Raw genomic sequence first — 23,296 nt, forward strand, 5'->3', positions numbered from 1 at the left:
TAAAGGCTCCACATTTGGGAGCCTTAGCTTACGAACTAGGATGTAATTTTGTTAGATTACTAAAAGACTTAAATCAGTGCTGCGATCTTTTCTGCAACTTCTGCTTGGTTGTAAGTCTCTTGCTCACCACCAGCTAAGTCTTTCAGTACTACAGTGTTATCCGCAACTTCGTTTTCGCCCAGAACCAATGCTACAACAGCACCAACTTTGTCTGCGCGTTTAAACTGTTTCTTGAAGTTACCGCCACCGAAGTGATTCATCACACGAACGCCTGGAACAGACTCGCGAAGCTGTTCTGCTAGCTTCATTCCTGCCATCATGGTGCCTTCACCCGCAGTGACTACGTACACGTCAACACTGCGACGAACGTCTGTCAGTTCCAACGTTTCTAGCATCAGTACTAGACGCTCTAGGCCCATTGCAAAGCCAACCGCTGGTGTTGGTTTACCACCTAATTGCTCTACAAGGCCATCGTAACGACCACCGCCACATACAGTGCCTTGAGCACCTAGGCTCTCAGTGATCCACTCAAATACCGTGCGATTGTAGTAATCCAGACCACGAACTAGACGTTCGTTAACTGTGTATTTGATACCTGCAGCGTCTAAAAGTTCACATAGACCTGCGAAGTGTGCTTTAGATTCTTCACCCAAGTAATCTGAAAGGCGAGGCGCATCACCTAAAATAGCTTGAACGTCTGGGTTCTTCGTATCCAGAACACGCAGTGGGTTCGTGTGCATGCGACGCTTACAATCTTCATCTAGCACATCAATATGTTGCTCAAGGAATGCAACCAGTGCAGTACGGTAGTCTGCGCGGTCTTCTTGAGAACCGATAGAGTTCAGCTCAAGACGAACATGTTCATTGATACCTAGCTCACGCCATAAACGCGCCGTCATCATGATAAGCTCTGCATCAACATCTGGACCATTTAGACCAAACACCTCAACACCACACTGGTGGAATTGACGGTAACGACCTTTCTGCGGACGTTCATGGCGGAACATAGGCCCCATGTACCACAGACGCTGTTCATCACGGTTGATAAGGCTGTTTTGAATACATGAACGTACACAACCCGCCGTACCTTCAGGGCGAAGTGTTAGGCTGTCGCCGTTACGGTCATCAAAGGTGTACATTTCTTTTGAAACGACGTCTGTTTCTTCACCAACAGCGCGGCTGAATAGGTTTGTTTCTTCAACGATTGGCATGCGCACTTCGTTATAACCGTATGCGCTAATTACATTTTTCACTGTGTTTTCTAGTTTTTGCCACAGTGGCGACTGAGTTGGGAGGCAATCGTTCATGCCTCGAATTGCTTGAATTGTTTTTGCCACAATACTTACCGTAATTCTCGTTGAGATTAATCTTGTACTTTAACTTCGATGCGGTTTTCGCCATTCATCATAGCTGCTTTCGCACGGATCTTAGCTTCTAGCTTATTCACAAGGTCATCGTTATCAAAGCGCTCTTTCTGGCGTTTACCATCTTCGTAGAATGCGCTCTTCTTGTTACTACCTGCTAGACCTAAGTGAGAAACTTCTGCTTCACCAGGGCCGTTTACCACACAACCGATGATAGACACATCCATTGGCGTGATGATGTCTTCTAAACGTTGCTCCAGTGCATTCACCGTACCAATCACATCGAATTCTTGGCGTGAGCAGCTTGGGCACGCAATAAAGTTGATGCCTCGAGAGCGAATGCGCAGAGATTTAAGGATGTCGAAACCGACTTTGATTTCTTCAACTGGATCGGCAGCCAAAGAGATACGCAGCGTATCGCCTATCCCTTCAGATAACAGCATACCTAAGCCAACAGATGACTTAACAGCGCCAGCTCGAGCACCACCCGCCTCTGTGATACCTAAATGAAGAGGCTGATCGATTTTCTTCGCCAGCAGACGATATGAATCCACCGCAAGAAAAACGTCTGAAGCTTTCACGCTAACTTTAAATTGGTCAAAGTTAAGACGATCGAGATGATCTACGTGACGCATCGCCGATTCAACCAAGGCTTCTGGCGTAGGCTCACCGTATTTCATCTGTAGATCTTTTTCCAAAGATCCACCATTGACACCAATACGGATCGGGATATTTTTATCGCGAGCGCAATCAACAACAGCGCGAATGCGCTCTTCATTGCCGATGTTACCTGGGTTGATACGTAAACAGTCAACTCCGTACTCCGCCACTTTCAGCGCGATACGATAGTCGAAATGAATATCAGCCACTAATGGTACAGAAACTTGCTGTTTAATCAGTTTGAAAGCTTCTGCTGCGTCTATCGTAGGTACAGAAACTCGAACGATATCTGCGCCGACTTTTTCTAGTGCTCGGATTTGAGCGACTGTCGCTTCTACGTCAGTCGTGCGAGTGTTAGTCATTGACTGTACTGCAATTGGCGCACCATCACCAATTGGCACATCACCCACATAAATACGCGTCGATTTACGACGAATAATTGGAGATTCGTGTTGCATAATTTTTTATAACGGTAGAGTGAATCTAGCTACTTTGCCTGAAGTATACCCAGAAAGGTCGACAGGTTCACTTGCAAATGTCATTGTAACCCCTTCCGGTGCGCCTAATATCACTTTAAATGGCGCTTTTCCGGTAAGTTCTACATCTTGTCCTGGCTTATGAGTACCACTTACCAGCGTTTTACCATTGGTGTCTTTTACTTGAATCCAACAGTCCGCTTTAAACTTCATAGTAAGAAGTGTCATGCCTTCAGGTACTACTGGCGCAGGCTGTTCCTCTTCCGCCGCTTCAATCACGGCAACAGGTTCTTCAGAATCTACGCTTGTTGTATTTTCAGTTTCAGTCAGCAAAGGATCCGCCCCTTGCTCAACGGGTGCTTCAGTCAATTCAGCAACACCTTCATTAGTTGAAGCAACTTCTTCAGGAGTGCTTGCGATTAACTCTTCAGCCGTCATCAAATCGATATCAGCTAATTCTTGAGCAGTGGGCTGCGGCGCTTCAACACTTGAATCCGTTACTTCCTTAGTTAGGCTATTCTCTTGTTGGTTTTGCCACCACCATGCAGCTGAAATGCCAATAATGACTAGCCCGATAACCCAAGTAAGGAGCATAATACGGCTATTGTGCTTCTCGTCTTTTGTTTTACGAGAGAAGCTTTGCATTTCAATTTCTTGCTCTTGAGGCTGAGCATCGGCAGTCTGCTCTAACGCCGTCAAAACCACCTTCTCATCAAGACCTACGAATTTAGCGTAAGAGCGTAAGTAACCACGCGTAAATGTCGCGACTTGTTGAGATTCAAATCGGTTATTTTCAATATCTTCAATCACAGAAATGCGAAGCCTCAGGCGGTCGGCAACTTGCTTTTGGCTCATTCCCAAGGATTCACGTTTGTTTTTCAGTAATGTGCCAGCTTCAATAGAGAGTGGCACTTCATTCGTATTTTCGTGTTCTGTCATAATGGCGGTATTTAATCTGTTTTAGTGGCTAACGTGGTCATGTATTTTCGTTATTGTTCTTAAGCCTCTTTAAAGATAGCTAGCCAAAACGCGTTAACCAAAAATAATAATTTTAAGAAACTCTCAGCGATCTGAGTGCGAATACCCGTTTTGCAAAAATCAGCAAAACGTATGTGAGAAAGTGCTGAGAATTATCGGTGTCATCGTTAGTGTTACATATCATGATAAGCGAATGCGCAACGAAGACAAAAACTCTTTACACTCAAACTAACAGATAGCTCAAGCTTTTGTCCAAACTTTGACAAAGGAATTCGAAATTATACCCAAATAACCTTAGGTTGAAGAGTGATAGTCCCAAATCTTGGCGAAAATGTCCTAAACAATAAACAAAATAGCCAGAGCGAATGGCTCTGGCTATTTTTGAATTCCGGTCGTTTATACAGCTTTCACTTCAATGGTATCGGCACCGCGTGACGCTTTCAGCATTGCCGTACGTTTAGTTCGGTCAATTACATCACCGACCAACTGACCACATGCGGCATCAATGTCATCACCACGTGTTTTACGAACCGTAACTGTGTGCTCGTATTGCATCAATGTTTTTTGGAAGCGATCAATACGTGAGTTACTTGGTTTCTTGTAAGGTGAACCTGGGTACGGGTTAAACGGAATCAAGTTAATCTTACATGGTGTGTCTTTCATCAATTCAGCCAGTTCACGAGCATGGTCCATGTCATCGTTCACATGATCAAGCAACACGTACTCGACTGTTACCTTGCCACGGTTTGCATTCGATGAAGCAATGTAACGACGAACGGATGCTAGGAAATCTTGAATATCCCAACGATCGTTAATTGGCATGATTTCACTACGCAGCTTATCGTTTGGCGCATGAAGAGAGATCGCTAACGCAACGTCGATTTTGCCCGTCATCTGATCAAGACCAGAAACGACACCTGATGTTGATACGGTTACGCGACGCTTCGACAAACCAAAGCCAAGGTCATCCAGCATTAACTCCAATGCAGGAATCAAGTTCTTCATATTAAGAAGCGGCTCACCCATGCCCATCATCACGACGTTCGTAATTGGGCGACGGCCTGTTTCTTTCTCAAGACCAATTTCACGTGCAGCACGCCACACCTGACCGATGATCTCTGAAACTTTCAAGTTACGGTTAAAGCCCTGCTGTGCTGTTGAGCAGAACTTACATTCCAATGCACAACCTACTTGAGAAGATACACAAAGCGTTGCGCGATCATCTTCTGGAATGTAAACCGTTTCTACATCCTGATCACCAACCTTCATTGCCCACTTGATCGTGCCGTCTGAAGAATGCTGAGCTTCTGCTACAGTTGGTGCTTTAATTTCACACTTGTGTAAAAGCTTTTCGCGCAGCTTCTTGTTGATGTTTGTCATTTTTTCGAAGTCATCTACACCGAAATGGTAGATCCACTTCATAACCTGATCGGCACGAAACGCTTTCTCGCCAAGTTCTTCCGCGAAAAACTGACGCATGCCTTTGCGATCAAAGTCGAGTAGATTGATTTTTTCAGTGGTCATGTTGCCTCTCAATGACTGAAACAAGAATAAGGGCGCGAATTGTACAGCCTTTATGCAGCTACAACAAGGGGTGTAAGACCCTGAGTTTGCTAAGGCATTAAAATAAAAACGATTAAATTTTAATCAGACTTTACGGTGAGAATAATGATTAGACAACCGACAGCAAAAGCGTAGAAGTGATACAGAGAAAACAGTGAGAACAAACACACTTAACTAAGCTTTCCCCCCTGTAAGATGCTCAGATTAGCCAACGTCTTCGAGAATAATTACGAATGAACTCGCCGGTGAAATGGAGAACGCGGAATAAAAAACCTCGGACAAATCCGAGGTTGTTACGAACTAGATCATCACGCAAAAGTGATGCATGAACGAGTTAGCGAGAGAAAACTTCTGATTCAGGGAAGAAAAACTCAATTTCACGAGCGGCAGACTCAGGGCTATCGGAACCATGAACTGAATTGTGACGCATGCTGAGTGCGTAATCAGCACGCAAAGTGCCACATGCCGCGTCCTCTGGGTTGGTTTTACCCATTAGCTCGCGGTAACGTGCAATCGCATTTTCGCCTTCCAATACCTGAACCATAATAGGACCAGATGTCATGAACTCTTTTAGAGGAGGGAAAAACTCTTTACCTTCATGCTCTGCATAAAAGCCGCTTGCCTGATCTTCTGTCAGGTGAACCATTTTGGCAGCGATGATACGTAGGCCAGCCTTTTCAATACGATTGTAGATTTCACCAATTAGGTTTCGCTCTACAGCATCAGGCTTAATGATTGAAAATGTTCTTTCTAGAGCCATAAAATTTCCTTTCTGTACTTGTAATAATAGTTGTGCTTTTAAAGTGACTTACTGGGTAAGAGCAGCACTCAAACAAGAGAGTGCTGCAATCAATCTTATTTTCCAGCTTGCTCATTGAGGAAACGAGCAAGTGTACGAACACCCATACCCGTTGCTCCCGCAGCCCATTTATCAGAAGCGGCTTTACGATACGTACCCGCACAGTCGAAATGTAACCAGCCTTTTTTGTAGTCCTCAACGAAGTAAGATAAGAACGCAGCTGCAGTACTTGCACCCGGAGAATAATCACCAGAGCTGATATTCGATAAATCGGCAAAATTAGATGGCAGCATTTCTCGATGGAAATCAGCAAGTGGTAGCGGCCACAAGCCTTCTTTTTCCTGGTTTGCCGCCGTAAGCGCTTGATGCGATAGCTCATCATCAAAGCTCATTAGCGCATGGTAATCGTTACCTAACGCATTCTTCGCTGCGCCTGTTAGCGTCGCGCAGTCAATGATTAACTCAGGCTTTTGCTCACTGGCGTAGATAAGACCGTCTGCAAGCACCAAGCGACCTTCCGCGTCGGTATTCATAATCTCAACGGTTTTGCCGTTTTTGTAAGTGATGATGTCGCCAAGCTTAAGGGCACGGCCAGAAACCATGTTCTCAGCACAACACAAGATCAGTTTTACGCGCTTGTTTAAACCGCGTAGGATAGCTAATCCTAGGCCACCAGTGATAGTACCCGAGCCACCCATATCTGCTTTCATTGCACTCATGAAGGTAGAAGGCTTCAAGCTGTAACCACCGGAATCAAAGGTGATGCCTTTACCCACAAGACATGCGAATACAGGTGCGTTTTCGTCACCAGTTGGGTTGTAGTCTAACTGAAGCATCGCAGAAGTACGCTCAGAACCACGGCCTACTGCGTAAATACCTTCCCAACCTTCTGCCAACAAGTCTTTGTCTTTGACGATACGTGCTGTCACAGTGCCTTTCGGCGCAACAGATTTGATGAATTCAGCAGCCATTGTCGCTAGCTGACGAGGAGCAACTTCTTCTGCCGTTTTGTTGATAATATCGCGGGTAAAATCAGTCGAAGTAATACGAGCTTGAAGCTCTGCTTGATCTTCATCAGACAATGCTGCCCACTCAACTGAGCCATGTTTTTTAGGGTTACGGAACCCTTGGTGGAAAGCCCATACGCTCTCTAGATCCCAGTTATCACCAGAAAGAAAAATAGAACGAATTCCTTGGCCATCTAGCTGACGAGCTGCACGTTGAATTGCGCCGAGATCATGACCTTCACCTAAGTGAATAGTTGCGCCGTTTTCAGCGAATGAAAGCAGTGCTTTTTCACCCCAATGTGGTGCTGCCGACTCTTGACTTAAAAATACAGACATCTGTGTAGACATGGTTTCTCCTTGTCTTATAGCAGCGTTGCCTACGCTGCTTCTTTTTAATAACTCACGGATGTTAGCATTATGTAGGGCAAAAATGTCAATTGGATAAAAAAACGGACCTAAAGGTCCGCTTTTTTTAGTAAGAATTGTTAACTAGGCTGTGTTTTACAGACTTAGTCCGCTTCGTCCATCCAGCACATGATAACGGCTTCTAGAATCTTTTCATTAGAACGGTTTGGCTCATCGTCAAACTCATCTAACTCCATGATCCATTGATGAAGATCGGTAAAACGCACTGTTTTTGGATCGACATCTGGAAACTTGTCACAAAGTTCAATCGCGATATCGCGAGAATCTGTCCATTTCATTGCTCATCTTCCTTTTGCTTCTTCCCTATATTGGGAAGATAGTTTTAGTGATCTTCTGAAGCGTGGTTTAGTGTGTATTTAGGAATTTCTACCACCAAGTCTTCATCAGCAATTCTCGCCTGACACCCTAGGCGTGACTCAGGCTCTAGACCCCACGCTTTATCTAGCATGTCGTCTTCTAGTTCTTCACTTTCTTCAAGTGAATCAAAACCTTCACGGATGATTACGTGGCAGGTAGTACACGCACATGACTTCTCACACGCATGTTCAATACCGATACCGTTTTTTAGCGCTACGTCTAGAACGGTGTCACCAGAGTTTGCTTCCAACACTGCACCTTCTGGGCACAAATCGTCGTGTGGTAATACAATAATCTTAGGCATAACTACTTATCTCTTATATATCGTCTACTGATTGACCTGACAACGCAGCTCGAATCGATTTATCCATACGGCGTGATGCGAAATCTTGGCTCGCTTTATCGGTATCTTTAATGCCCTGCTCTATCGCATCTGCATCATCACCATTACGCAGCTCAATCAAGGCTTCGATGGCTTTAATCAAGTTTTGTTTCTCTTGTTCTGATAGTAAGTCATCACCATCAGCTTGCATCGCTGCAATCAAACCTTCTATCACTCGGTCGGCTTCAACACGCTGTTCAGCTAAGGCACGAGCTTGCATGTCTTCTTTTGCGTGCGTCATTGAATCACGCAACATATCCGCCACTTCATTGTCACTTAAGCCGTAAGAAGGTTTTACTTGAATCTCTGATTGAACACCAGTGCTCTTCTCCATTGCCGTAACAGAAAGAAGGCCATCAGCGTCAACTTGGTAAGTCACGCGAATATGTGCCGCACCCGCTGCCATCGGAGGAATACCTTTTAACGAGAAGCGAGCAAGTGAACGACAGTCATCAACCATTTCACGTTCACCTTGTACCACATGAACACTCATCGCCGTTTGGCCATCTTTGAATGTGGTAAATTCTTGCGCACGCGCAACGGGAATCGTAGTGTTGCGGGGGATGATCTTCTCGACCAAACCACCCATGGTTTCAATACCGAGCGACAGTGGAATCACATCAAGAAGCAACATTTCAGAGTCAGGTTTGTTACCCGCGAGAATATCAGCTTGAATACCCGCACCGATTGCGACGACTTCATCTGGGTTAATGCTTGTCAGTGGTGTACGGCCAAAGAATTCGCCAACCATTTCTCGTACAAGCAATGTGCGTGTTGAGCCACCGACCATGACTACTTCAAGTACATCTTCCGCATCTACATCCGCATCTTTCAGCGCACGGCGGCAAGACATCAGGGTTTTCTTCACTAGCGGACGAATCAGATCTTCGAACTGCTCGCGAGTCACGGTGCCTTTCCAACCAAAAACGTCAACGTCAACACTGTCTTGCTCAGAGAAAGCAATCTTAGCTTCAGTAGCAATGTTCAACAGTGTACGGTTCTTTTCTGCAGAAAGCGGAGCTTCTAGACCCGCTTGCTCCATTAAATAATCGGCAAATAGATGGTCGAAGTCGTCACCGCCTAATGCAGAGTCGCCACCTGTTGCTAATACTTCAAATACGCCTTTCGATAAACGTAGGATAGAGATATCAAAAGTACCGCCACCTAGATCGTAAACCGCAATCACACCTTCTTGACCAGAGTCTAGGCCATAAGCAATTGCCGCAGCGGTTGGTTCATTAAGTAGACGGAGAACATGAAGACCAGCTAATTTCGCCGCATCTTTTGTACCTGCACGTTGCGCGTCATCAAAGTAAGCAGGAACGGTAATAACGACACCAGCTAACTCACCACCTAACGTATCTTCAGCTCGCTTACCCAATACTTTTAGGATGTCCGCAGATACTTCAATCGGGTTTTTGTCACCTTGAGGTGTTTGCAGAATTGGCAGGCCATTTTCACTCTCTTTAAAACGATAAGGAAGTGAAGAGTAACGGGACTTAATGTCCTTTAATGAACGACCGATCAAACGTTTTACAGAGATAATCGTGTTCTCTGGTTCAAACTCTGCTTTGGCTTTGGCTTCGTGGCCGACCGTTAACGTTTCCTCAGCGTAATTAACGACTGAAGGTAAAATAGTACGGCCCTGCTCGTCCGCAAGTGGAGTTGCATCGCCGCTACGTACAGAAGCAACCAAAGAGTTGGTAGTACCTAAGTCGATACCCGCTGCTAACTTATGCTCATGAGGTGCCGAGCTTTGGCCCGGTTCTGCGATTTGAAGTAGTGCCATGATAGGTCCTTGTCACGCTTACTAGCCGAGGAGTTTGTCTTCGACTAGCTCAATTTCGTTCTTTAGTTTGGCAATGAATTTTAGCTTACGAACTCGGTCTGCGGCTTCAGTCCATAGACCATCATCAAGCTCTTGCTCGACGCTTGCCAGATGCTGTTTGTACATTTTGCTGACCTTAGAGTCGAAGTCAAAAAGCGCCGATTCAGGATCGGACTTGTCAGCAATCTCTTCCAGTTCTTCGCGCAGTTCCATTTGCTCCATTAAGAACATCGGATCTTGCATTGTTTGCTGTTCACCTCGGATCTCAACACCTTGCTCTGCGAGGATATACTCGGCGCGAGAAATAGGATTTTTCAGAACTTGATAGGCATCGTTGATTTGCGCCGCCTTTTGCACCGCCATCAAACGGTCACGTTCTGAGCCCGTTGCAAAGTTATCCGGGTGGAAGCGTTTTTGTAGTTCTCGGAACTGAGAAGAAAGAAGGCTACCATCCAGCTTAAACTGACTTGGTAGCCCAAATAATTCAAAGTGATTCATTAAGTTCGGGTCCTAGTAAAGCCTTCCGGACTCGTTTGCCCAGAAGGACAATCAATTAGACGTTGAAGCTTTCACCACAACCACATTCACTTTTCGCGTTAGGGTTGTTGAATTCAAAACCTTCATTCAACCCTTCTTTCACGTAATCCAATTCAGTACCATCTAGGTACACTAAGCTCTTTTGATCGATGATAATTTTCACTCCAGAGAGTTCAAATACTTCGTCTTCTTCATTGAGCTCATCAACAAACTCAAGTACGTATGCCATGCCGGAACAGCCAGTCGTCTTCACTCCAAGACGTAAACCGATACCTTTGCCTCGGTTATCTAGGAATGCTCTTACGCGACTTGCCGCTGATTCTGTCATTGTGATGGCCATACTGCACCTTAGTCTGTCTAAATTTCGATTGGAATGGGAGCGTCAAAGCTCCCATTATATTACGGAATAATTATTCTTGGTGTTTTTTCTTGTAGTCAGCAACCGCTGCTTTGATTGCATCTTCAGCAAGAATAGAACAGTGAACTTTCACTGGTGGAAGCTCTAGCTCTTCAGCAATCTCAGAGTTTTTAATTGCTGCCGCTTCATCAACTGACTTACCTTTTACCCACTCAGTTACTAGTGAGCTTGATGCGATTGCACTACCACAACCGTATGTTTTGAACTTCGCATCTTCGATGATACCTTCAGGTGTCACTTTGATTTGAAGCTTCATTACGTCACCACACGCAGGAGCGCCAACCATGCCGCTACCTACTGATGGATCTTCTTTATCGAATGAACCAACGTTACGTGGGTTCTCGTAGTGATCAATTACTTTTTCGCTGTATGCCATGATAAATTACCTCGAATCCTCTATTTCAATCCCTGAGATTAATGGTGAGCCCATTCAACAGTGCTCAAATCAATCCCTTCTTTGTACATATCCCATAGAGGAGACATGTCGCGTAGCTTAGTCACTGCAACGCGGATTTGTTCAATTGCGTAATCAATTTCTTCTTCAGTCGTGAAACGACCAAACGAGAAACGAACCGAGCTGTGAGCCAATTCGTCATCCATGCCTAGGGCACGAAGAACGTAAGAAGGCTCAAGGCTTGCAGACGTACAAGCACTACCAGAAGATACCGCTAGATCTTTAAGCGACATTAGTAGTGATTCACCTTCTACGAATGCGAAACTGATGTTTAGGTTGTGTGGTACACGCTGCTCAAAGTCACCGTTTACCGTCACTGCTTCTAAGTCTTTCACGCCATCAAAAAGACGGTTACGAAGCGCTAAAGCATGATCGTAATCTTTTTGCATGTCTTCTTTTGCAATGCGGAATGCTTCACCCATGCCTACGATTTGGTGAGTAGGTAGTGTACCAGAGCGGAAACCACGCTCATGACCGCCACCGTGCATTTGCGCTTCAAGACGAATACGAGGCTTACGACGTACGTAAAGTGCACCGATACCTTTAGGACCGTAAACTTTGTGAGCAGAAAGTGAAATTAGATCAACTTTCATCTCTTGAACGTCGATTGGTAATTTACCTGCAGATTGCGCAGCGTCCACGTGGAAAACAATTTTACGCTCACGGCACAGTTCGCCGATCGCTGTAATGTCTTGAACCACACCAATCTCGTTGTTTACATGCATAATAGACACAAGCACGGTGTCATCACGCATGGCTGCTCTAAGCTTCTCTAGATCGATCAAGCCATTTGATTCTGGCTCAAGGTAAGTCACTTCAAAGCCTTCACGCTCAAGTTGACGACATGGGTCAAGAACGGCTTTGTGCTCTGTTTTACAAGTGATTACGTGCTTGCCTTTCTTCGAGTAAAAGTGCGCTGCACCTTTAATCGCAAGGTTGTCTGATTCTGTCGCACCAGATGTAAATACGATTTCGCGAGGATCTGCATTTAGAAGGTCAGCAATTTGCTCACGAGCAGTATCGACCGCTTCTTCTGCCTGCCAGCCGTAACGGTGCGAACGTGACGCTGGGTTGCCAAATGTGCCATCCATTGTCATGTACTGAACCATTTTTTCAGCAACACGTGGATCAACTGGACATGTAGCGGAATAATCAAGATAAATCGGCAGTTTCATTCTCTACTCCAATGTAAAAAGCTGACCGCTAAGAGCGGACGTTTACACCGATGGGCGCGGCGGTTGTATTTTTGTTTGATAGCCCATGGGTTACCGCCAGATCAATGTCCTGACGATCAGAAATTTCGAGTACTTCATTGTCTGTCATCAACTCACCAAGAGTGATGTTATTCAAAAAGTCACTAATGCGAGAGCTTAGGTCACGCCACAGCGTGTGAGTAAGGCAACGTGTTCCACCTTGGCAATCTCCTTTACCTTGGCATTTGGTTGCATCTACTGACTCATCAACGGCAGCAATCACGGTACCAATAGCGATACTGTGAGCGTCGGCACCAAGTCGGTAACCACCACCAGGACCACGAACGCTGGCAACGAGACCTGCTTTACGCAATTTTGAAAATAGCTGCTCTAAGTAAGAGAGCGAGATCCCTTGACGCTCTGAAATATCAGCCAGAGGTACAGGGTTTTGTTGCGAATGCAGTGCCACATCCAGCATGGCTGTCACCGCATATCTTCCTTTAGATGTAAGTTTCATACCACACCGTATCCACATGGTTTGTAATGGTTAAGATTTTTCCATACCTGAGTAATTTGGTCAAGTATTTATTTGACCATTTTACTCAGGTATTCATCCTCACATCTAAAGTGGTTATTATTCACTCAGAACTTCTTTTCTATCGAAGTCAAAACGCCTCGTAGAATATTAAGTTCTTGGGTTTCTGGTCGAGCACGAGAGAACAAACGGCGCAACTTATTCATCACCTGTCCAGGTTGCTCTTTGTTAATAAACTGGGTCTCAACCATCACCTTTTCAAGATGCTCGAAGAACAATTCGAGTTCTCGATGACGCGGGTATTCTTCCGATTCATTTGGGGAAAACTGGCTTTGCTCTAAGTTCAAGTGTGCAACTCGCACTTCGTAACTGAGAGTTTGTACAGCCATCGCTAGGTTAAGCGAGCTGTACTCAGGATTAGCGGGAATACAAACATGGTAGTGGCACTTTTGTAGCTCTTCGTTTGTCAAACCAGTTCTTTCTCGGCCAAACACGAGCGCAACCGGATGCTTTCGGCCTTCAACTGCAAATTTCTCACCGCATTCACGTGGCTCGAGCATTGGCCATTCTAATGTACGAGAGCGGGCGCTAGAACCCACAACAAGGCCACAATCTTCAACCGCTTCTTCTAATGTGCCGACAATCTTTGCATTTTGAGCAATATCACCAGCACCCGCAGCTAAAGCAAGAGTTTGTTCATCCACTTCACATTGTGGATCGACTAATACTAGTTGGTTTAAACCCATCACTTTCATTGCTCGAGCTGCTGAGCCAATATTGCCTGAATGAGAGGTACCTACGAGTACAATTTTTACTTGATCCAACATCTGTGTTTGCTACCTAAATTAAAACCGCAGAATGTTATCATAGTTTTTTAAGACACCCTAGAGGCAAGCAGACCTCTCTTCTCATTCTTGGTTATTGTTCTCGTCCGCAGTATGATCTGTACACTCAGCCGGCCGCAATTAGAGTAAAAAATAACCACTTCCCTTTTTGATTATCTCTGGTATACTCGCCGCCGCTTTCATTTGTTCTTTAACATCCGTTGGGAAATTCGTATGCATCCAATGCTAAACATTGCTATTCGCGCTGCGCGAAAGGCAGGCAATCATATTGCTAAATCATTAGAAAACACTGATAAAGTAGAATCTACTCTTAAAGGCACTAATGACTTTGTCACTAACGTAGACAAAGAAGCAGAATACATCATCATCGATACTATCAAGCAGTCTTACCCTGAGCACTGTATCGTTGCTGAAGAACAAGGTCTTATCGAAGGTAAAGATAAAGACGTACAATGGATCATCGACCCACTGGATGGCACCACTAACTTTGTAAAAGGTTACCCAACTTTCGCGGTTTCTATCGCTGTTCGTATTAAGGGCAAAACTGAAGTTGCTTGTGTTTACGATCCAATGCAAAACGAGCTATTCACTGCACAACGCGGTGCCGGCGCTCAACTAAACAGTGCACGTATTCGTGTTGCTCAACTAAAAGACCTTCAAGGTACTGTTCTAGCAACAGGCTTCCCATTCAAGCAGAAACAACACGCTGAGTCTTACATCAAGATCGTTGGTGCGCTATTCACTGAATGTGCTGATTTCCGTCGTAGCGGCTCTGCTGCTCTTGACCTTTGTTACGTGGCTGCTGGCCGTGTTGATGGTTACTTCGAGCTAGGCCTAAAACCTTGGGATATGGCAGCAGGTGAGCTTATTGCTCGTGAAGCTGGCGCAATCCTAACAGACTTTGCTGGCGGCACTGACTACATGAAGTCTGGTAACATCGTTGCTTCAAGCGCTCGTGGCGTAAAATCTATCCTTAAGCACATCCGCGAAAACGGTAACAGCGCGATCCTTAAGTAAGATTTGAAAGTCATATATAGCCCGTCACGCTGATGACTTTAGAAAGCCCCGCTCATTGAGCGGGGCTTTTTTATTTCGAACAATCAGCCTGTTTGTAGAAACGGTCGTAGTCAGATAAGTGGTCTATTTTTACGTGCTTAACCTTCCATATTTGTTCCTTCATTAAAAACTGCAGCGAAACCGTGACTGGCTGGTATACATCACCAAAGCCGTTTACAGAAAGACATCCAACTCCTCCATCCTCACTGTACTCTTCAAAGTAAGACAGCTCTGTAACCAAACTTGATGGGATAGATGATAAAAATGGAAATTGATGACCAAATTTTATTGGGTGAGACTTAATACTGTTCAGCTCTTCAATCGATAGATTTGGTCCTGCCATAGCTTCTACCACCTCTATATACTGCATCTTGTATAAATTATTACGTATATCAAGGTAAGTATCGTGGAGTGGACTTGCGATGCAGGGCGTTGAAACACTTAGTAAAACCGGAATAGGTAGAATTCTATTTAGCATAACCAACTAAACCCCAGCTTCACGGAGCGCTTGATCAATTTTACTCGGCTTAAATCTGTACTTACAAAGCCCCCACTCGCACTGCTCTAAAAGCTCACGGACATTTACCTGCCCAGTAACTCCAAAGGAAACAACACCAAAAAGAGAAACACTCCCACTGTATGTCAAAACACCATCACGAGTAGTTTTAAAAGTAACAGAAACGGCTTTTAATTTTATGCCCAGCTCTTCAACCATTTCTTTTGAAACTTCAAACTTAGTAAATCCAAGCTCACCAGATAAAGTTACTTTACCTGACTCATCAACTGCTAACTTGAACCTTTTCCCTCCAGTAACTAGCTTGGTGGTAACACCTTTATTGTGCTTGTAAGAAATCTCTACAAACTTCAGTAACTGTACTTTTATTTCAGCTTGCCTTGACATTATTTCCTCCCGAAATTGTTGAACATACTTCCGATATTCAACTCAATCAAAAAACTACAATTCAAGCTGGAAGTACCTCAAAAAAAAATGAAACTTTCAAATCTATCAGGCATAAAAAAACCGCTGATTGTTCAGCGGTTTTTGTTTTCGGTTCTCAATCTGCCTTATGGCATTTCGTCGAACTCTGCACCCTCTTTTTCTACTTGAGGTGGCATCAAGTGCTCTTTCTGGATACCCAGTTTTAGAGCCAGTGCTGATGCTACGTAGATAGAAGAGTAAGTACCTACAGTGATACCGAGTAAAAGTGCGGTTGCAAAGCCGTGAATCATAGCACCACCCTGCATGAACAGTGCAATTACCACGAACAACGTCGTACCAGATGTAATCAATGTACGGCTCAACGTTTGAGTGATTGAGGCGTCCATAATGTCTGAAGGTTCACCCTTACGCATCTTACGGAAGTTTTCACGAATCCGGTCAAATACAACGATGGTATCGTTGAGTGAGTAGCCCACAACCGTCAGTAGCGCAGCTACGATAGTCAGGTCAACTTCAATTTGTAGAAACGAGAAGACACCTAGCGTGATAATTATATCGTGAGCCAATGCCATTACCGCACCAGCCGCTAGACGCCATTCAAATCGCATCGATACATAAAGCAGAATACAGATCAGCGATACCAAGATCGCTAGACCACCAGCTTCTGTTAGCTCATCACCAACGTTGGGACCTACGAACTCAATACGACGCATTTCTACGCTTTCGCCAGTACCATCTTTGATAGCACCAATGATTTGGTTACCTAGCGTTTCACCAGAAACGTCATCACGTGGACGAAGACGAACCATGACTTCACGAGCACTACCGAAGTTTTGTACTGTCGCATCGCCAAAGCCTTTTGAATCTAGTGCTGCACGAATCTCTTCAAGGTTTGCTGGCTGTTCAAAACCGACCTCGATAAGAGTACCGCCAGTGAAATCTAGACCCCAATTAAGCCACTTGGTTGACAAAGTGAAGATAGAAGCAGCAATCATTATAATTGAAAAAACGAATGCTACTTTCGACCAACGCATAAAGCCGATCGTCTTCTCTGCTTTTAGAATTTGAAACATATTAATTCCCAGCCTTAGATCGACAATTTATCAACGCGTTTGCCACCGTAGATCAGGTTCACGATACAACGTGTACCAATAATGGCGGTGAACATTGAAGTTAAGATACCGATAGATAGAGTAACTGCGAAACCTTTCACCGCACCTGTACCGACCGCAAATAGAATGATTGCAGTAATTAGTGTTGTGATGTTCGCATCAGCAATCGTGCTGAATGCATTCGCGTAACCTTGGTGAATCGCTTGTTGTGGACTACGTCCATCACGAATTTCTTCACGGATACGCTCGAAGATCAGTACGTTCGCATCAACTGCCATACCGACTGTTAACACGATACCGGCTATCCCCGGAAGCGTCATGGTAGCGCCTGGAATCATCGACATAACACCAATGATAAGCACTAAGTTTGCCATTAGAGCAATGTTTGCAATCAAACCAAAGCCGCGGTAGTAAAGCAGCGTAAATAGCATTACGGCAACCATACCCCAGATACATGCTTGGATACCCATATCGATGTTTTGCTGGCCCATTGATGGACCAATGGTACGTTCTTCAACGATAGAGATAGGTGCAATCAGTGCACCAGCACGTAGTAAAAGTGCTAGGTTGTGTGCTTCTGCAGCAGAGTCGATACCTGTGATACGGAAGTTACGACCAAGAGCCGATTGAATCGTTGCTTGGTTGATGACTTCTTCATGCTTATCCAGAATAACTTTGCCTTCAGGCGTACGACGGCCACTGTCTTTGTATTCTGCAAACACGGTAGCCATTAGCTTACCAATGTTCTTCTTAGAGAACGCAGACATCTTATTACCACCTTCGCTGTCTAGCGAGATGTTAACTTGTGGACGACCATATTCATCAACACTTGAGCTTGCATCTGTGATGCTTTGACCGCCAAGAATAACGCGCTTCTTAAGCACAACTGGGCGACCATCACGGTCCATCTTGATTTCACTACCTGCTGGCGCACGACCATTTGCCGCTGCCGATAGGTCAGCTTTATCATCAACTTCACGGAATTCAAGCGTTGCCGTAGCTCCGAGAATTTCTTTTGCACGAGCAGTGTCTTGAACACCAGGCAGTTCAACTACAATGCGACTAGCACCTTGACGTTGAACCAATGGTTCCGCAACACCTAGTTCGTTGACACGATTACGTAAAATCGTAATGTTTTGCTCAACAGCATAGTTACGGATCTCTTGTAAACGTTGCTCAGTAAAGGTTGCAGTAAGAGCGTAACGGCCATTTGAATCAGAATCGACAAAAATCATGTCCGGGTGATTCTTTTCTAGCGTTGCTTTCGCTTCTGCTAATTGCTCTTCGTTACGCAACAACACTTCTACCGCTTCTTTTCCAGAAGGGCGGATTGCACGGTAACGAATCTTGGCGTCACGAAGTTCGCTACGGAAAGCTTCTTCTTGTTGACCAATAAGCTTTTCCATCGCTGCATCCATATCCACTTCCATTAAGAAGTGAACACCACCGCGAAGGTCAAGACCTAGCTTCAATGGTGACGCGCCAATCGCTTCTAGCCAATCGGGTGTAGAAGGTGCAAGGTTAAGTGCAACAATTGTGTCTTTGCCTAGCGCTTCGCTGATGACATCACGAGCACTGATTTGTGTGTCAGTGTCGTTAAAACGAACAAGAATTGATCCATCTTCGAGAGCAATGGATTTATGAGAAAGTTGCTCTTTGTTAAGAGCAGTAGTGACAGCATCCAGCGTTGACATATCTACAGAGGCGCCACGCGCCCCTGTAACTTGAATAGCCGGATCTTCACCGTAGATATTTGGAAGTGCGTATAACGCAGCGGTGATGATGGCAAAAAGCACCATCAAGTACTTCCATAATGGATAACGGTTTAGCACAGCGAGGATCCTTTAGCTGTTTTATAGAGACTTAAGCGTACCTTTTGGTAGCACTGCAGTGATGAAGTCTTTCTTGATTACTACTTCATTGTTCGCGTTAAGCTCAATTGAAATGTAGTCATTGTCTTCAGCAATCTTAGTGATTTTACCCACTAGGCCACCGCTAGTTAAAACTTCGTCGCCTTTGCCCATAGAAGCCATTAGGTTTTTGTGTTCTTTTACGCGTTTCGCTTGTGGACGGTAAATCATGAAGTAAAAGATCACTGCGAACATGCCAAGCATGATTAGCATTTCAAAACCACCGCCTGCTGGCGCGCCTTCTGCTGCTGCGTGAGCCTGAGAAATAAACATTAAAACATCCTCATTATATTTTATTGATAATCAAACAAATTGGGCTTTCGCATTTTAGATTCAAGTCTGAGAGTAACTAATAGAGATCGCTCTCTCAAAAATAACGTGCGTTAGCCTACTTTATTAGCAAAAGCCTCTGGCGACATGCCAAAGGCTTTAATTCTTTTAGTTTTTCAATTACTGCTCTTTTGCTAGTGGTGGCACTTCACGGCCACGACGCTCATAGAACTCAGTAACAAATTCATCGAAGCGATCTTCATCAATTGCTTTACGAATGCTTTCCATCAGACGCTGGTAGTAACGCAGGTTATGGATTGTATTCAAGCGAGCGCCTAAGATTTCATTACAACGCTCTAAATGGTGAAGGTACGACTTGCTGTAGTTTTGACAAGTGTAACAGTCACAATGCGGATCCAATGGTGTTGTATCCGTTTTATGTTTCGCATTACGGATCTTGATCACACCACCAGTCACAAATAAGTGACCATTACGTGCGTTACGCGTTGGCATTACACAGTCAAACATGTCGATACCACGACGAACACCTTCAACCAAGTCTTCTGGCTTACCTACGCCCATCAAGTAGCGAGGTTTGTCTTCAGGAAGTTGAGGACAAGTATGCTCAAGAATACGGTGCATGTCTTCTTTAGGCTCACCTACTGCCAAACCACCAACCGCGTAACCGTCAAAACCGATTTCCGTTAGACCTTTTACCGACACATCACGTAAATCTTCGTAAACACCACCTTGGACAATACCAAATAGGTTGTTCGGGTTTTCTAGCTTCTCGAAGTGGTCACGTGAACGCTGTGCCCAGCGTAATGACATTTCCATCGATTTCTTCGCTTCATCGTGTGTCGCTGGGTAAGGCGTACACTCGTCAAAAATCATAACGATGTCAGAGCCCAGGTCTTTTTGAATTTCCATCGACTTTTCTGCGTCCATGAAAATCTTGTCACCGTTTACTGGGTTACGAAAGTGAACACCCTCTTCAGTGATCGTACGCATCTTACCAAGGCTGAATACTTGGAAGCCGCCTGAATCAGTAAGAATAGGACCGTGCCAGTTCATAAAATCGTGCAGGTCACCGTGCATTTTCATCACTTCTTGACCAGGACGTAGCCACAGGTGGAACGTATTACCTAGCAGAATTTCTGCACCAGTACCTTTTACTTCTTCTGGTGTCATACCTTTAACGGTACCGTAAGTACCTACTGGCATGAACGCAGGAGTTTGAACAGTGCCGCGTTCGAAAGTCAGTTGACCACGACGTGCATTGCCGTTTTTCTTCTTAAGATCGAATTTTAATTTCACGATGCCTCCGGGTGTCAGAGAAACAGTCTGACTGAGTGTTTAGGGCTCTACCCTACTTTAAGGAGCGGTCGCTTTTCCTTGCGAGAGACAAAGCAATGGATGCTTTATTTCCTAGCTTACTGCTAGCACTCGTAAATCTATTTTTAACTACGCCGTTTTCTTCTTGATGAACATTGAATCGCCATACGAGAAGAAACGGTATTTGTTTTCCACCGCATGTTTGTAAGCATTCATGGTGTTCTCGTATCCAGCAAATGCACTCACCAACATGATCAGTGTTGATTCAGGCAAGTGGAAGTTTGTGATCAAGCAATCCACCAACTGATATTCGTAACCAGGGAAAATAAAGATTTCTGTATCGCCAAAGAATGGGGCCAGCTCAGTCCCTTTTTGCAATGCGTCTTGCGCTGCACTTTCAAGTGAACGCACAGATGTTGTACCAACAGCAATAATTCGTCCGCCACGCGCTTTCGCCGCTTTAATTGCTTCGACGACTTCTTGTGGTACTTCTACGTACTCGGCATGCATGTGGTGATCGTTGATATTTTCCACTTTTACTGGCTGGAATGTACCCGCCCCAACGTGCAAAGTAACGTAAGCAAACTCTGCACCTTTCGCTTTGATTTTCTCCAAGAGAACATCATCAAAGTGAAGGCCCGCCGTCGGTGCCGCAACCGCACCTGGCTTTTGATTATATACCGTTTGGTAACGCTCTTTATCTGCATCTTCGTCTGGACGGTCGATGTAAGGAGGAAGCGGCATATGGCCGATTTCTTCCAGAATTTCTAGTACCGTCTTATCAGAACTAAATTTCAGTTCAAATAAAGCATCATGGCGTGCAACCATTTCTGCTGAATATTCATCATTCTCGCCAACAATAATGGTTGTACCTGGTTTTGGTGATTTAGAGCAACGAACGTGCGCGAGGATGCTTTTCTCATCCAACATGCGCTCCACTAGCACTTCTAATTTACCGCCCGACTCCTTGCGGCCAAAAAGACGAGCAGGAATAACACGAGTATTATTAAACACCACTAAGTCACCGGGTTGAACTTGGCCCAATACATCAATAAATGTGCCATCAATGAGCTCTCCGGTATTGCCGTCCATTTGCAGCAGTCGGCTAGCGGTACGCTCTGGTTGAGGGTAGCGAGCGATGAGTTCATCTGGAAGGTCGAAATGGAAATCTGATACTTGCATGTTACTTGTCTTATCTATTGGTCAAATCACGTCTAGGCGACGATAAAATTGCGACGAGTTTTTCGCAGCAGACTAGTATATGTTTACATGCTGCAATAGCAAGCAAATCACCAGAATATAGCAGTAAAAGCCATGGTGAAGAGTGTAATAAAACGTGAAAAGCCTCGATTACTTGGCACTATTTTTAATTTGAGCCCAAAAGAGAAAACATGAAAAAAGCAAAGCAGCGTATACCGCTGCTTATTAGTTTGGCATTCCAATCGCCCTATCAAACCTCACGCTTTCGCCACAAGAATAACGGCACGAATAAACCCAATAACCAAAACCCTAGACTGCCACCTTCATCATCTGAGCCTTTGAAATCACAGTTATTGGTCGCAATGCCATCGTGACACTCTTTATTGTCACCACTTTCATTGTTAGCACTTTTGATAAAATTCGGCGCAATGATGTAACGACTTGGTGGCGCATCGGCAGTGATGTAAGACTGTACCCAGTCGTAATAGTGGCTCACCTTGGTGTAGAAACTTGGGATCGTCAAAGAGCCACACGTTGGTAGAATAAGGGGGCCGCCACTAACAATACCAATTTGTTTGCCGGTCGCCACATCGACCAACGGGCCACCACTGTCACCTTTACATGCAGAGTTGCCATATTGAGTATGGCTATCTGGCTCCAATACATGGTTTTGTGTTGGTAGCGTACAAATTTTGGTTTGGTTGTCTCTTGAATCAATGATCCCCGGAAAACTGCTGCCAATTTCTAAACGCTCATAACATTTGTCGATGGGTAAAAATGTGCTAATGGTGGTTTTGAGCGTATTAGAAGGTTCAGAAGCATCCGGCTGAGTAGCCCCCCATCCAAACACTTGCACATTTTCGACACGTTGATTGGTCAGGTAATTATCGTTCCAATCCGCCACCAAACGTGCTTCGATACTCTCCATGTCAACTTTACTCGCTAGGTCAGCAAAGTTCGCGTTTGCCACTGGGCGCGTGAGATACAGCAACGCGATGTCTGAATCTAAACCGGTTTGGATAGGTTTCACGTTGCCATTACTGTCGGTCTCAGCTTTTGAAATCCGGGTGTAATCCGGATGAACCACAACGTGAGACACCGGATAAAAGTTATCAAGCCCTGCAGAATTAAGTTCATACGCATTCGCATTCACCGACAGCTCACCCGGCGGGGTCACATAGTAGGTTGCTTCATTGGTTCCTTGTCCCATCACCACACAGTGCGCCGCAGTCAGTACCCATTGCTCTGTCAGCATCGTTCCACCACACAGCGGAAACTCTGCCATGTTACTTGCTCGCAAAGTAACGCGGTCAACAGGATCGGTTTGTTCATCTCCTAACACAATCGCCTGTGTTGATGGCACACTGAATGCCGCCACTGCCAGCGCAATAAGTTTGTTACACGTTGTTCGTTTCATCTAGGTTGCTGTCTTCAATTTGGTAAGCCTGGACGTATCTTCTTCGAGAGAAGAATCTTGGAAAATCCAGCGAATAAAAATGTGCGATTCAATTCATTGGATTACCTTGGGAACACATTCAATATCAACTAAAAATGCCAACTGACTCGCACACAAACCGACTTATTCAAATTAATAAAAACACCAATAAAACACAGATTACGCAGCCCATCAGCATTGTGCTATTTAATTGAT

At 44.8% G+C, this 23,296-nt stretch carries 24 protein-coding genes; 1 reads left to right on the plus strand and 23 read right to left on the minus strand.

What is annotated here, in order from left to right; all coding sequences use genetic code 11:
- Window positions 1-68: 68 nt before the first annotated feature.
- The 15 genes from hisS to trmJ all read right to left on the minus strand — a co-directional run bounded on the left by hisS (window position 69) and on the right by trmJ (window position 13,804).
- Window positions 69-1,337 carry a histidine--tRNA ligase gene (gene hisS / locus R7F64_RS20015; protein ID WP_005381698.1) on the minus strand — a complete coding sequence of 423 codons (1,269 nt, stop codon included), beginning with the start codon at window positions 1,335-1,337 and terminating at the stop codon, window positions 69-71.
- Between the two features lie 26 nt (window positions 1,338-1,363).
- Window positions 1,364-2,482, minus strand: a complete 1,119-nt coding sequence (ispG, locus tag R7F64_RS20020; RefSeq protein WP_318072038.1) for a flavodoxin-dependent (E)-4-hydroxy-3-methylbut-2-enyl-diphosphate synthase — start codon at window positions 2,480-2,482, stop codon at window positions 1,364-1,366.
- A gap of 6 nt (window positions 2,483-2,488) precedes the next feature.
- Entirely contained in the window at window positions 2,489-3,439 is a 951-nt protein-coding gene (gene rodZ, locus R7F64_RS20025; RefSeq protein ID WP_005383707.1) for a cytoskeleton protein RodZ, read from the minus strand.
- A gap of 435 nt (window positions 3,440-3,874) precedes the next feature.
- Window positions 3,875-5,002, minus strand: a complete 1,128-nt coding sequence (locus tag R7F64_RS20030) for a bifunctional tRNA (adenosine(37)-C2)-methyltransferase TrmG/ribosomal RNA large subunit methyltransferase RlmN (protein ID WP_017633913.1) — start codon at window positions 5,000-5,002, stop codon at window positions 3,875-3,877.
- A gap of 373 nt (window positions 5,003-5,375) precedes the next feature.
- On the minus strand, window positions 5,376-5,801 hold the full coding sequence (gene ndk / locus R7F64_RS20035; protein WP_005381702.1) for a nucleoside-diphosphate kinase: 426 nt from the start codon (window positions 5,799-5,801) through the stop codon (window positions 5,376-5,378).
- Window positions 5,802-5,896: 95 nt separating this feature from the next.
- The gene (pepB, locus tag R7F64_RS20040; RefSeq protein WP_005381709.1) at window positions 5,897-7,195 is read right to left on the minus strand and encodes an aminopeptidase PepB; all 1,299 of its coding nucleotides are present in this window, start codon (window positions 7,193-7,195) and stop codon (window positions 5,897-5,899) included.
- Window positions 7,196-7,356: 161 nt separating this feature from the next.
- Window positions 7,357-7,551: a Fe-S cluster assembly protein IscX gene (gene iscX / locus R7F64_RS20045; RefSeq protein WP_005381711.1), complete on the minus strand. Its 195-nt coding sequence runs from the start codon at window positions 7,549-7,551 to the stop codon at window positions 7,357-7,359.
- A gap of 44 nt (window positions 7,552-7,595) precedes the next feature.
- Window positions 7,596-7,934 (minus strand): ISC system 2Fe-2S type ferredoxin, encoded by a 339-nt coding sequence (gene fdx / locus R7F64_RS20050; protein ID WP_005381713.1) that lies wholly within the window; start codon window positions 7,932-7,934, stop codon window positions 7,596-7,598.
- 13 nt (window positions 7,935-7,947) lie between these two features.
- Window positions 7,948-9,801: a Fe-S protein assembly chaperone HscA gene (gene hscA, locus R7F64_RS20055; protein ID WP_005383703.1), complete on the minus strand. Its 1,854-nt coding sequence runs from the start codon at window positions 9,799-9,801 to the stop codon at window positions 7,948-7,950.
- Window positions 9,802-9,822: 21 nt separating this feature from the next.
- Entirely contained in the window at window positions 9,823-10,338 is a 516-nt protein-coding gene (hscB, locus tag R7F64_RS20060) for a co-chaperone HscB (protein ID WP_005381716.1), read from the minus strand.
- Window positions 10,339-10,393: 55 nt separating this feature from the next.
- Window positions 10,394-10,717: an iron-sulfur cluster assembly protein IscA gene (gene iscA / locus R7F64_RS20065; RefSeq protein WP_005381717.1), complete on the minus strand. Its 324-nt coding sequence runs from the start codon at window positions 10,715-10,717 to the stop codon at window positions 10,394-10,396.
- Window positions 10,718-10,787: 70 nt separating this feature from the next.
- Entirely contained in the window at window positions 10,788-11,171 is a 384-nt protein-coding gene (gene iscU / locus R7F64_RS20070) for a Fe-S cluster assembly scaffold IscU (RefSeq protein WP_005381718.1), read from the minus strand.
- 38 nt (window positions 11,172-11,209) lie between these two features.
- A complete protein-coding gene (locus R7F64_RS20075) occupies window positions 11,210-12,424 on the minus strand; it encodes an IscS subfamily cysteine desulfurase (RefSeq protein WP_005381719.1) in 1,215 nt (404 codons plus the stop codon).
- A 28-nt stretch (window positions 12,425-12,452) separates the two neighbouring features.
- Entirely contained in the window at window positions 12,453-12,959 is a 507-nt protein-coding gene (gene iscR / locus R7F64_RS20080; protein WP_005381720.1) for a Fe-S cluster assembly transcriptional regulator IscR, read from the minus strand.
- A 125-nt stretch (window positions 12,960-13,084) separates the two neighbouring features.
- Entirely contained in the window at window positions 13,085-13,804 is a 720-nt protein-coding gene (gene trmJ, locus R7F64_RS20085; protein WP_017633919.1) for a tRNA (cytosine(32)/uridine(32)-2'-O)-methyltransferase TrmJ, read from the minus strand.
- Between the two features lie 231 nt (window positions 13,805-14,035).
- Between trmJ and suhB the strand changes: the two genes are divergently transcribed.
- Window positions 14,036-14,839, plus strand: a complete 804-nt coding sequence (suhB, locus tag R7F64_RS20090; protein ID WP_005381722.1) for an inositol-1-monophosphatase — start codon at window positions 14,036-14,038, stop codon at window positions 14,837-14,839.
- Window positions 14,840-14,909: 70 nt separating this feature from the next.
- Here the strand turns inward: suhB and R7F64_RS20095 are convergent, their stop codons facing one another.
- The 8 genes from R7F64_RS20095 to R7F64_RS20130 all read right to left on the minus strand — a co-directional run bounded on the left by R7F64_RS20095 (window position 14,910) and on the right by R7F64_RS20130 (window position 23,062).
- Window positions 14,910-15,221, minus strand: coding sequence for a hypothetical protein (locus R7F64_RS20095; RefSeq protein WP_017633920.1), 312 nt, complete (start codon window positions 15,219-15,221; stop codon window positions 14,910-14,912).
- A 141-nt stretch (window positions 15,222-15,362) separates the two neighbouring features.
- Window positions 15,363-15,779, minus strand: coding sequence for a hypothetical protein (locus R7F64_RS20100; RefSeq protein ID WP_017633921.1), 417 nt, complete (start codon window positions 15,777-15,779; stop codon window positions 15,363-15,365).
- Between the two features lie 164 nt (window positions 15,780-15,943).
- Complete coding sequence (secF, locus tag R7F64_RS20105; protein WP_005383689.1) at window positions 15,944-16,891, minus strand: protein translocase subunit SecF; 948 nt, start codon at window positions 16,889-16,891, stop codon at window positions 15,944-15,946.
- A gap of 14 nt (window positions 16,892-16,905) precedes the next feature.
- Window positions 16,906-18,762: a protein translocase subunit SecD gene (gene secD, locus R7F64_RS20110; protein ID WP_080960089.1), complete on the minus strand. Its 1,857-nt coding sequence runs from the start codon at window positions 18,760-18,762 to the stop codon at window positions 16,906-16,908.
- Window positions 18,763-18,783: 21 nt separating this feature from the next.
- Window positions 18,784-19,113, minus strand: coding sequence for a preprotein translocase subunit YajC (gene yajC, locus R7F64_RS20115; RefSeq protein ID WP_005381725.1), 330 nt, complete (start codon window positions 19,111-19,113; stop codon window positions 18,784-18,786).
- Between the two features lie 177 nt (window positions 19,114-19,290).
- Complete coding sequence (gene tgt, locus R7F64_RS20120) at window positions 19,291-20,427, minus strand: tRNA guanosine(34) transglycosylase Tgt (protein ID WP_005381727.1); 1,137 nt, start codon at window positions 20,425-20,427, stop codon at window positions 19,291-19,293.
- 147 nt (window positions 20,428-20,574) lie between these two features.
- Window positions 20,575-21,627 carry a tRNA preQ1(34) S-adenosylmethionine ribosyltransferase-isomerase QueA gene (gene queA / locus R7F64_RS20125; RefSeq protein ID WP_047102150.1) on the minus strand — a complete coding sequence of 351 codons (1,053 nt, stop codon included), beginning with the start codon at window positions 21,625-21,627 and terminating at the stop codon, window positions 20,575-20,577.
- Window positions 21,628-21,895: 268 nt separating this feature from the next.
- Window positions 21,896-23,062, minus strand: coding sequence for a trypsin-like serine protease (locus tag R7F64_RS20130; RefSeq protein WP_017820563.1), 1,167 nt, complete (start codon window positions 23,060-23,062; stop codon window positions 21,896-21,898).
- Window positions 23,063-23,296: the final 234 nt, after the last annotated feature.

The organism is Vibrio sp. Vb1980 (genome assembly GCF_033338615.1).
Classification (GTDB): domain Bacteria; phylum Pseudomonadota; class Gammaproteobacteria; order Enterobacterales; family Vibrionaceae; genus Vibrio; species Vibrio alginolyticus.

Bases quoted from the DNA above. Each gene is read 5' to 3' on its own strand.
- ispG (WP_318072038.1), bottom strand. From the start codon at position 2,482: ATGCAACACGAATCTCCAATTATTCGTCGTAAATCGACGCGTATTTAT.
- rodZ (WP_005383707.1), bottom strand. From the start codon at position 3,439: ATGACAGAACACGAAAATACGAATGAAGTGCCACTCTCTATTGAAGCT.
- R7F64_RS20030 (WP_017633913.1), bottom strand. From the start codon at position 5,002: ATGACCACTGAAAAAATCAATCTACTCGACTTTGATCGCAAAGGCATG.
- ndk (WP_005381702.1), bottom strand. From the start codon at position 5,801: ATGGCTCTAGAAAGAACATTTTCAATCATTAAGCCTGATGCTGTAGAG.
- pepB (WP_005381709.1), bottom strand. From the start codon at position 7,195: ATGTCTACACAGATGTCTGTATTTTTAAGTCAAGAGTCGGCAGCACCA.
- iscX (WP_005381711.1), bottom strand. From the start codon at position 7,551: ATGAAATGGACAGATTCTCGCGATATCGCGATTGAACTTTGTGACAAG.
- fdx (WP_005381713.1), bottom strand. From the start codon at position 7,934: ATGCCTAAGATTATTGTATTACCACACGACGATTTGTGCCCAGAAGGT.
- hscA (WP_005383703.1), bottom strand. From the start codon at position 9,801: ATGGCACTACTTCAAATCGCAGAACCGGGCCAAAGCTCGGCACCTCAT.
- hscB (WP_005381716.1), bottom strand. From the start codon at position 10,338: ATGAATCACTTTGAATTATTTGGGCTACCAAGTCAGTTTAAGCTGGAT.
- iscA (WP_005381717.1), bottom strand. From the start codon at position 10,717: ATGGCCATCACAATGACAGAATCAGCGGCAAGTCGCGTAAGAGCATTC.
- iscU (WP_005381718.1), bottom strand. From the start codon at position 11,171: ATGGCATACAGCGAAAAAGTAATTGATCACTACGAGAACCCACGTAAC.
- R7F64_RS20075 (WP_005381719.1), bottom strand. From the start codon at position 12,424: ATGAAACTGCCGATTTATCTTGATTATTCCGCTACATGTCCAGTTGAT.
- iscR (WP_005381720.1), bottom strand. From the start codon at position 12,959: ATGAAACTTACATCTAAAGGAAGATATGCGGTGACAGCCATGCTGGAT.
- trmJ (WP_017633919.1), bottom strand. From the start codon at position 13,804: ATGTTGGATCAAGTAAAAATTGTACTCGTAGGTACCTCTCATTCAGGC.
- suhB (WP_005381722.1), top strand. From the start codon at position 14,036: ATGCATCCAATGCTAAACATTGCTATTCGCGCTGCGCGAAAGGCAGGC.
- R7F64_RS20095 (WP_017633920.1), bottom strand. From the start codon at position 15,221: ATGGCAGGACCAAATCTATCGATTGAAGAGCTGAACAGTATTAAGTCT.
- R7F64_RS20100 (WP_017633921.1), bottom strand. From the start codon at position 15,779: ATGTCAAGGCAAGCTGAAATAAAAGTACAGTTACTGAAGTTTGTAGAG.
- secF (WP_005383689.1), bottom strand. From the start codon at position 16,891: ATGTTTCAAATTCTAAAAGCAGAGAAGACGATCGGCTTTATGCGTTGG.
- yajC (WP_005381725.1), bottom strand. From the start codon at position 19,113: ATGTTTATTTCTCAGGCTCACGCAGCAGCAGAAGGCGCGCCAGCAGGC.
- queA (WP_047102150.1), bottom strand. From the start codon at position 21,627: ATGCAAGTATCAGATTTCCATTTCGACCTTCCAGATGAACTCATCGCT.
- R7F64_RS20130 (WP_017820563.1), bottom strand. From the start codon at position 23,062: ATGAAACGAACAACGTGTAACAAACTTATTGCGCTGGCAGTGGCGGCA.